This window comes from Oleiphilus sp. HI0128 (assembly GCF_001635365.1).
Genome location: NZ_LWGG01001393.1, coordinates 1 through 9205 on the forward strand (window position 1 = coordinate 1; position 9205 = coordinate 9205).

7 protein-coding genes are annotated in these 9205 nt (G+C 44.1%); 2 read left to right on the plus strand and 5 right to left on the minus strand.

The window, feature by feature from the left end; all coding sequences use genetic code 11:
• Positions 1–2045: exodeoxyribonuclease V subunit gamma (locus A3763_RS22865; RefSeq protein ID WP_231872298.1), on the minus strand; the 2045-nt coding region annotated here is incomplete at its 3' end.
• Between the two features lie 505 nt (positions 2046–2550).
• Between A3763_RS22865 and A3763_RS22870 the strand changes: the two genes are divergently transcribed.
• Positions 2551–3456 (plus strand): DUF2806 domain-containing protein, encoded by a 906-nt coding sequence (locus A3763_RS22870; RefSeq protein ID WP_156490393.1) that lies wholly within the window; start codon positions 2551–2553, stop codon positions 3454–3456.
• 106 nt (positions 3457–3562) lie between these two features.
• Here A3763_RS22870 and A3763_RS22875 read toward each other — a convergent pair whose 3' ends face one another.
• The gene (locus tag A3763_RS22875; protein WP_068507850.1) at positions 3563–4777 is read right to left on the minus strand and encodes an argininosuccinate synthase; all 1215 of its coding nucleotides are present in this window, start codon (positions 4775–4777) and stop codon (positions 3563–3565) included.
• Between the two features lie 175 nt (positions 4778–4952).
• Positions 4953–5831 carry an OmpA family protein gene (locus tag A3763_RS22880; RefSeq protein WP_156495279.1) on the minus strand — a complete coding sequence of 293 codons (879 nt, stop codon included), beginning with the start codon at positions 5829–5831 and terminating at the stop codon, positions 4953–4955.
• Between the two features lie 202 nt (positions 5832–6033).
• On the opposite strand from A3763_RS22880, the gene rnt reads away from it, so the two are divergent.
• Entirely contained in the window at positions 6034–6678 is a 645-nt protein-coding gene (rnt, locus tag A3763_RS22885; RefSeq protein ID WP_068507852.1) for a ribonuclease T, read from the plus strand.
• A 54-nt stretch (positions 6679–6732) separates the two neighbouring features.
• Here the strand turns inward: rnt and A3763_RS22890 are convergent, their stop codons facing one another.
• Together A3763_RS22890 and A3763_RS22895 are read right to left on the minus strand one after the other, a co-directional pair.
• On the minus strand, positions 6733–8280 hold the full coding sequence (locus A3763_RS22890) for an ATP-binding protein (RefSeq protein ID WP_068507854.1): 1548 nt from the start codon (positions 8278–8280) through the stop codon (positions 6733–6735).
• Between the two features lie 51 nt (positions 8281–8331).
• Positions 8332–9078 carry a response regulator gene (locus A3763_RS22895; RefSeq protein ID WP_068507858.1) on the minus strand — a complete coding sequence of 249 codons (747 nt, stop codon included), beginning with the start codon at positions 9076–9078 and terminating at the stop codon, positions 8332–8334.
• Positions 9079–9205: the final 127 nt, after the last annotated feature.

The window sequence follows — 9205 nt, forward strand, 5'->3', positions numbered from 1 at the left end:
TACTTTCCTTCATTCAAACCCAATAAACACACTAATGAAAACGGTACGCTGCGCATTGGCATCAGAGTACAAAAATTAATACGGCCAGAAAGAAATCGTTGCGAAACCTGCTCTTCTTCCAACACTTGCTTCACTTGCTGGGCAACGATGGAAAATGGCAAAGCTTTTTCATAGCCAGTAACTCTAAACTCATCACTTAAGGCTTCTAGCGCCTTTGCCATTGCCTGAGTAACACTTTCGTGCAAGGTATCCTGATCAAGCCATAAACGCCAGACATCTGCTATCGTAGCCAAAGCATCAAGGGGATGTTTTTCACCCGCTTGCATTGAGAGCGTTTGCTCAACAACGTCAATAAAGCGAACAAACTTACCCACCAATACCTGCTGATCTGAGCCGAACACCTCTTCCGGTATCACTTGTTCACCCGCAAAACTGGCGACAGGAACAGGCCCGAGAATATAGGCGCTTAGCAGGCGTTTAAGCGCTGCGAGCCAGGTTGTCTCGCCACCTGCGTCTTCTATATTTAATATCTTGTTACGATGCGTCTCAGAAAGCCCCCAACGAACATTCAAGACCTTGACCCAGTGATGAATACTAAGCAGCTCATCTTCATCAATGGAAAATCGCTGCCTGATTGCGGGAAAGTCCAAGCAATCTAATAGCTCGGCAGCCGTCATCCGACTTGACTCGAGTATCAATAGATTGCCAATACATTCCAATAAGGGTTGATGCCGATTCAAAGCCTGATCGGCAATAACATAGGGCAGGCTATGCGTTTGCCCATGGCGATCATAAACAAGGCGTGAAAAAACTGCCTCAATATAGGCGGCATAGTCTTCTATATCGGGCACCATCACAATAATATCGCGAGCATTTAAGCCGGGGTTTGCATCAAGCGTATTTAATAAGTAGTCGTGGAGAGCCTCAACCTCTCTTAAGTGGTTATGGCAACTTGCGAAGCGTATCGACTTATCGTCAGGATTCACACAATGGTGCTGGTTCTGCAGGTTCAAGATATCTGACTGAATTAAATTCAGCGCTGAATTATCTTCATCACCAAGATCATCGTAAAGCTCGGTGGCTAGATCAGCGAAAATTTCTTCTTGCATCAATAGCGACATATAATCGCGACCAAGCTTTCCCCATGACGCGAGCAAGGTGTTATGCTCAATAAAGTTTTCCGCTACCGTTTCAGCACTGACGCCCCGCGCAAGCAATGACTGATTAAGCAGGAGCTGCTGATACTCACTCATCACATCACCCCAGTAGTAGCGACAAGGGTTATTCACCACAACGTGTATATCAATGTGTTCAGCTAAAGCTTTGATAACAGCCAGCATTCTAGGAGGCAAGGCTGACAGGCCAAATACGAAGATTCGTTCGGGTAACTGAAGTTCCGCCCCTTTAGGTAGCGCTCTAATACAGGACTCCAGCCTGGTCAGCAGACTGGAACGATGCTGTCGTTGCGCCAAGGGCAAGTCAGGATAAACGCTACACCACAAGTCAGCCTGCCAAGCTTCCAATTCGGTAAATTGAGGACTACTGTAGTCTTTGGAATCCAGGCCGCTAGCAAGGCTCTTTATCGGCTTGCCTTGCTCCCATGCTTGCAACCATTCTGGGCGGTAGTTTTGATAGCCATCAAAAACGTCGGCTATGACACTCGCCATATCAAACACTAAAGACTGGGATAGCGCTTCATCGCCAGCGTTACCCAGCGCAGGCTCAGCACTCCCCTCATCAGTGTTTGGTGATAAGCTCTTGGCATAACGCCGTAAGCGCTGATATTCGGGCTGGGCAAGCTTACTCGGCAATTGTTCAAAAAGCTGCCACCTTAAATTCTGTTTCTCAAAGCCCTGTACTTGCAGAGGCTTCGGTAATAAGGCTTCAGCCAATTTCCAAATAAAAGACGCTGGCATGCTACATTCAACCATCGCAGAGATACCCAATTCTTCAGATATTTGCTGCTGAAGCCAGGTGCCCATACCGAAACTTTGAATAATCACCTTTTCCTGATCAAAGATTTTTTTCAGTGGTTCTCGTCTCATTATTTCAGCAATGATGAAAGCGAGGTTTTCAGTGCGATTCGAAGGGTAAAATTTAAGCATTAAATAATCAGTCAGATTTGAGAGTTGCGTGCGAAGAGCTAGCGCTATTTCTTTATTATCGTTGATACGTTAACTGAAATCATCAGGACTTTCACCTGCTTTTCGCGCTTATTTCAACTACGAGTCATCAACTTAATCGGCAAACTTAATGTAAGCTCTCAAGACATGAGCGGAAGTCCTTATTCATTGATATTATTGGATTTTTTGCTAACAAATAAAGTCGACGCCTGCATTGTTTTTTTGTATCATGAGAGTGTTTTTTGAACAGAGTCACATTTAAACCGTGAACAAAAAGCATTGCTTGTTTTCAACATTACAAATGAATATATTTCTTGCTGCGATATAAAAGTATCCAAGAATAATAGTTTTTAAAACATACAAATATAACGTCACCTGGCATGTTTTATTCACCGAATTAAACAGAGTCCAGTTAGGGGCCAAAAGCTTGCACGGTTCTAAAGGAAAGAAAAAACAAATCGGAACATGGTCCAAACTCGTGGCACTGTGCACCAAGTCCATGGGCGGATACTATCGCGCCAATGGCACTGTTGTTCGTGACCTGGCCAGCGATAAGGCGAGTGATGAAGCAGACGAGCCGATCTATGTTGAAACCGATGTTGCTTTTGCCAGCCTCAATGAGCGCACTCATGCTCGAATCAGGCACCAGGAAACCCTAAGACAAGCAAATATTGAAGCAATATTAGCAATTGCTTCCGGTCTACTAGGACAAAAAGTTACGGCTAAATCCGTAGATTCAGATTGGGCAAATATATTCTTTGACTACGCCCAGAATGTTAGTAGCAGCCCAATGCAAAGCCTCTGGGCCAGAGCTCTACTTTGTGAGCTAAAACGACCTCATTCAATCTCCAAGCGTAGCCTGAACTTTCTATACCATTGTGACGCTTGGGAAATTACTGCCTTTAAGAAGGTTTCCAACTATGCCTTTATCGGCCATAACGGTCACCCTTTTGTGTTTCGCGCCAACAACAGCTTAACGAAGGAAGATGATATATTTTCCGAGCTGCGCCTACTATCACACTGCGTCAATGCAGGTATGATTGCAAGAGACCCTAGTGAGCTACTAGTTGGCTACGAGTTTTATTACCGTAAAACGCGACATAGTGTTAGCCACGACTTTACCGCTCCCGGCCAAGGCGTCGGTTTCTATACCCAGGCATTCACCAAAACAGGTAGCGACTTACTCAAAATAATCGGTGGCTTAGACTCAATCCCAAGCAGTAACTTACAAAGAAGAGTCGTCTGGGAATACTTATCTGACTTTATCGATATTGAAGCGGCAACAGCTAATAGCAACAAAAGCAGCACCCTTAAAGAATCTATCGCCGGTTAAATCGCACGCTCCAAAATTATCAAAGAGTTAGTGAAGTACTTAAACTAAGCCCGAAACAAAAAAACCGACAATCAATGTCGGTTTTTTTATGGGTGAGAAAAGGAGCTTAACCCTGATCGCGCCCCTTACCTGCAGCGATACGTAAACGTAGAGCATTCAATTTAATGAAACCTTCAGCATCTTTCTGATCATATGAACCACCGTCATCTTCAAATGTAGCGATACTCTCATCAAACAAGGTTTCTTCAGATTTACGACCGACAACCACAACGTTACCCTTATAAAGCTTAACGCGAACAACACCGTTTACATAATGCTGTGTTTCATCTATCAAGGCTTGAAGCGCTTTACGCTCAGGGGACCACCAGTAACCGTTATAAACCAACTCCGCATACTTAGACATAATACTGTCTTTCAAATGCGCAGACTCTTTATCGAGAGTCAAAGATTCAATCGCACGGTGAGCCTTAAGCATAATCGTGCCCCCTGGCGTTTCATAGCAGCCTCGAGACTTCATACCTACATAGCGGTTTTCAACGATATCCAAACGGCCGACACCATTATCACCACCGACCTTATTCAAGGTCTCAAGCACGGTTGCCGGGCTCATCGCTTCACCATTGATCGCGGTGATATCGCCTTTCTCATATGTCAGTTCGATATAAGTCGGTGTATCTGGAGCGTTCTCAGGAGAAACAGACCAACGCCACATTTCTTCTTCAGGCTCATTCCAAGGATCTTCTAGCATATCGCCTTCATAAGAAATATGTAGCAAGTTTGCATCCATAGAATAAGGAGACTTACCTTTCTTCTTTTCAACTTCGATACCGTGTGTATCACAATAGGCTAACAAGCTTTCACGAGAGTTGAGATCCCATTCTCTCCAAGGTGCAATGACCTGAACACCCGGCTTAAGTGCATAGGCACCTAACTCAAAACGAATCTGGTCATTACCTTTACCGGTCGCACCGTGAGAGATAGCACAAGCACCTGTTTCATTAGCAATTTCGACCATTCGCTTGGCAATTAAAGGACGAGCAATAGACGTACCTAACAGGTACTCGCCTTCATAAATAGTATTTGCTCTGAACATCGGGAAAACATAGTCACGAACAAATTCTTCGCGCACGTCTTCAATATAGATTTCTTTAACACCCAATGCTTCTGCTTTGGAACGTGCAGGTTCAACTTCTTCACCTTGACCAAGGTCAGCTGTGTAGGTAACAACTTCACAGTTGTATGTTTCCTGTAACCATTTAACGATTACAGAGGTGTCTAGACCACCAGAATAAGCCAAGACAACTTTGTTAATTTCTGACATAGAAAGGCTCCAACTATCGAAGATGCAGACAAAACAAGCTGTCACTCTTCAGCCACAAACAGCTAAACGAGTGAAATCCTGTTCCGCTTAATAATATTCATTACGAAAAGGCGGCTATTCTACTTGCTGTTGGGCCACAAATACAAATATTGCCGAGATATTTACTGTATTACGCTTAATCTAGATCGCGAACCAGCCGAACGGTGCTACGTCTATTCAGTTTCTTATTCTTTTTGGTGTTATTTTTAGCCACCGGATAACGCTCACCATGGTAACGTGTACGGATAATATCGGCTTCCAGACCATTATTGATTAAGTAATCCCTAACGGCTTGCGCGCGTGCTTTAGATAAGCGCCGGTTATAAATTCTACGGCCAGTACTGTCTGTGTGACCATCAACATAAATAGCTGTCACACTCGAGTCATTTAAGACATAGAGAACCACCAAATCCAGTGACTTTATATCACGCTCGGTTAGATCTGACTTATCAGATTCAAAATGCACACGCGTTTTCTCGACCTGCCTAAAATTAACCGGCAACAAACCTGCTATACAATCAAGATAGCCATTATAGATTGACTTGAAATTAACACTATTAATTCTAACCCTGATTGAATCATCGCTGTACCAAGCTTTCCGGGTAAAAGTTGGCGTCATGCCTTCTAATAGGCCCTGCATCATATTAGTCGCTTTAGCTCTAGGCACACTTAAAGGCTGATCACTATCTACAACGTCGACATAACCCAGATCCTGAATTACCTTGCCCGGCTTCCAAGATGAAGCCTCAACCACTAACGCCGCTTTACCCGGTTTCATAGGGTTATTATTAGTCATCGTATAGAAGCGCAGGTTCTCTCCTGCTTCATGATAGAAGACACCCTTACCATAATAAGGAATATCATGAACCAGACTGCATTCGAATATAGAGGAAGACAGGTACCACTGACTCTGATCCAGCTCTGCGCTATAGGTTTTGGCATGGGCAAGGCTTGATAAGCAAGCTAACACGACTCCTAACATTAAGCCTCTTACAAAAGTACTACCGCGCTTCAAATCGGACACCTCACAAATTCTCTTACCATAATAAATCGGATCAGCTCTTTTTGTAGCAAGCCCCTAATAAGGTATTTTCCAAGTCACATAAAAACTGAAAACAAAACCTGGCAATTCTTTGCCCTATCATAACCTTGCTCTGATATACTGTCGCTACAACTTGGCCGACTTAGCCACGCAACGGAACAAATAAGGACAAACCGTGCCAAACCAATCTGAAAAATGCAATTCTCACGCCATATCCAATCGCTTTCGGGGCTTTCTTCCAGTCGTGATTGATGTTGAGACCGCTGGCTTTAACGCAAAAACCGACGCTCTACTAGAAATAGCCGCTGTTATTATCAGCATGAAGACCGATGGCGATCTCTACCTAAAAGAAACTGTACATTGCAATGTAGAGCCTTTTAGAGGAGCAAATCTTGAGGCTTCTGCGCTAGAATTTACCGGAATTGATCCGCACAGCCCTTTTCGTAATGCTCAACCCGAAAAGCTAGCCCTAGATAAAATATTCACACCTATTCGAAAAGCAGTGAAGGAAACTGGCTGTACACGAGCTGTACTTGTGGGTCATAACGCAACCTTTGACCACAACTTTGTCTTTGCCGCAGCAGAAAGAGCCAATATTAAGCGCAACCCTTTTCACCCCTTTTCGACATTTGATACAGCAACGCTGTCGGGTTTGGCATATGGCCAAACCGTTCTCGCAAAAGCCTGTGGAGCGGCAGGAATTGAATTTGATGGGAAAGCCGCTCATACCGCAAAGTATGATACGGAGAAGACAGCAGAACTATTCTGCAAGATAGTCAATAAGTGGCAACACCTCGGCGGCTGGCCCCTGTCCTCTTAAGCACTTTCTACTAAGATAAGCCAGACAGCAGCTGCGCGCTTCAGATATCGCCACCTAGGGTTTGTTCGTCTGGCTTTGTTTCCTGGGCCATACCAAACTAAACTTCGCTCCACCCATATCACTTCTGCCCAAGAAGGCTTGCCCCCCATGCCAATAAAGAATACGGCGTACAATTGACAAGCCTAGGCCATAACCCCCTGAAGCACGTGTGCGACTATCGTCCAAACGCGCAAACGGCGTAAAGACAGACTCCCAATCTTCCTCTGGAATACCAGGGCCATCGTCTTCAACATCTACACGACATGTCTCTGCATCAAAAGAGCAAACAACTTTTACCCTTCCTTGAGCATAGCGTGTCGCATTACCAACAAGGTTTTGAATCGAACGATGTATATAACGTGTTTCAACCTCTGACATTTTCCATACATCAGAGCCCTCTTTAAACTCAGAGAAAATACTCATATCTGGCTTAACAAGGCCTTGCTCGGAAACAACTTGATCAACAATTGCGCTAATATCAGCTTCCTGAAATGCCAAGATTGGCCCGCCCTGCTCAAGTCGAGCATAGGTCAATATCTCATCAATTAATTCGTCAAGCTCCTGAATATCGCCATCGATCCCCTTTACTTGCTTTTGCAATGCTTCCTCGGAGGGACAGTCTTCAATCATTTGTACACCAAAGCGTATTCTAGCAACAGGGGTTCTAAGCTCATGCGATACAGCATGGATCATTTCTTTCTGCACATACATCAGGCGCTGTATATGGTCGGCCATACTATTGAAAGCACCACCTAAGCGACTGATCGCATCTTCACTTCCCGCCCCGGATACACGAGCATCTAGCTCACCTCGCGAAATACGACTTGCCGCTGTTTCAATAGAGCGTAAACGGCGACTGAACCCCTCTACCAGGTAATAAACAAAGAGCATAAGCACTGCAACACACAGGGAAACCAGTGCAACGAACAAAATAAATGAAAAACCGGAGAACACTTCACCATACTCTAGACGAAGCAGTTCTCCGCTCTTCAAGCGCACATAACTAAATAAACCATCTTCATCAAGACCGTCATGAAAACCCTGTTTGGCAATATCATTTAATACTAACTGAGAACTTACCGAACTCGTCTCTTCCAATTTAGCAATCGAGACATTAAGCAGTGATTCAATGCTTTCAAGCTTGCTCAACTCCGTCGCATCAACCAGTAATTCGCTTACAAGAAGACGAAAAAGTGCTGAAAACTGCTTATCGCGCAAAGACTCAAAAACTAACAACTGCTCGCTAGAATTTTGCTGCTGGATAATCGCTCTAAGGTAGTCACCTTCCAGGGACACAAGCAGTCGTCCATACATCAAACGCTCTTGCTCTACCGCACTTAGACCTAATGATTCATAATCAGATAGGTAAGTATGTTCAGGCAGCTTTGAATGATCTTCACTGATTACACGGGATAGTTCGGTCATAGGAGTAACCAGCAAATCATGCCAGTAGTGCTCTTCCCTAACCTGATTAGAGACTTTAACCAGACCAAGACTAAAAAGGCCTAGCACAGTGATCACTGAAACTAGGCCAATAAAAATACGAATTAGAATTTTCTTCAAAACCAAAACTCTTTAAATAATTTGGCAAGCCGAGCTTGAGAGACTTATAAACTAAGCCTCTTTTACAAACAAATAGCCCTTGCTTCGAACTGTCTTGATCCTTCGTGGGTGAACCGGATCATCACCTATTTTCGGACGAATTCTAGAGACTCGAACATCAATCGAACGATCTTGACCATCATATTCGATACCGCGCAAGTTAGTAAAGATTTCTTCACGGCTCAGCACGTTACCTGCATTACTGGATAATAACCAAAGTAAGTCAAACTCTGCACTGGTTAAATCGATACTTTCATCGTCCAACCATGCCTCTCGCATTGAGCTATCAACAACCAGGTTGTTAAATACCAAGCGGGTCGCATCAGCTGCCTGACCTGACTCTGCACCAGCATCTGATGATTGGTCAACATGCTCATTAATCCGACGAAGTAAGGCGCGAATTCTTGCTAGCAGAACCCTAGGACGAACAGGCTTAGACATATAATCATCGGCCCCCATTTCCAAACCTAGTACCTGATCTAGATCGTCAGTTCGCGCAGTCAACATAAGAATCGGTCCATTATAATTAGGACGCACCTTACGACATATTGACAAGCCATCCTCACCTGGAAGCATCAGATCCAACACTACCAGATCAGGCTTTTCATTGACGATACGATCAACTGCATGAGAGCCATTACCTTCAACCGAAACGACAAGCCCATTACTCTCCAAGTATTCCTTGGTGAGATCAGCTAAACGCTCATCGTCTTCAACTATTAAAATTCGCCAAGCGTCGTTTTGTTGTTCAACTTCCATCTGTATTTTCTTATCTTAGTTCGTGATTTGGGATTGCATGGAGACCCGAAAGGTACTGATATTCCATACATTTTTCCGTTATGTAACAGTAAGTATATATGCAGCTTCAAAAAACACATGAAAAATT

Coding starts and splice junctions, on each gene's coding strand:
- A3763_RS22875 (WP_068507850.1), bottom strand. CDS start 4,777: ATGTCAGAAATTAACAAAGTTGTCTTGGCTTATTCTGGTGGTCTAGAC.
- A3763_RS22895 (WP_068507858.1), bottom strand. CDS start 9,078: ATGGAAGTTGAACAACAAAACGACGCTTGGCGAATTTTAATAGTTGAA.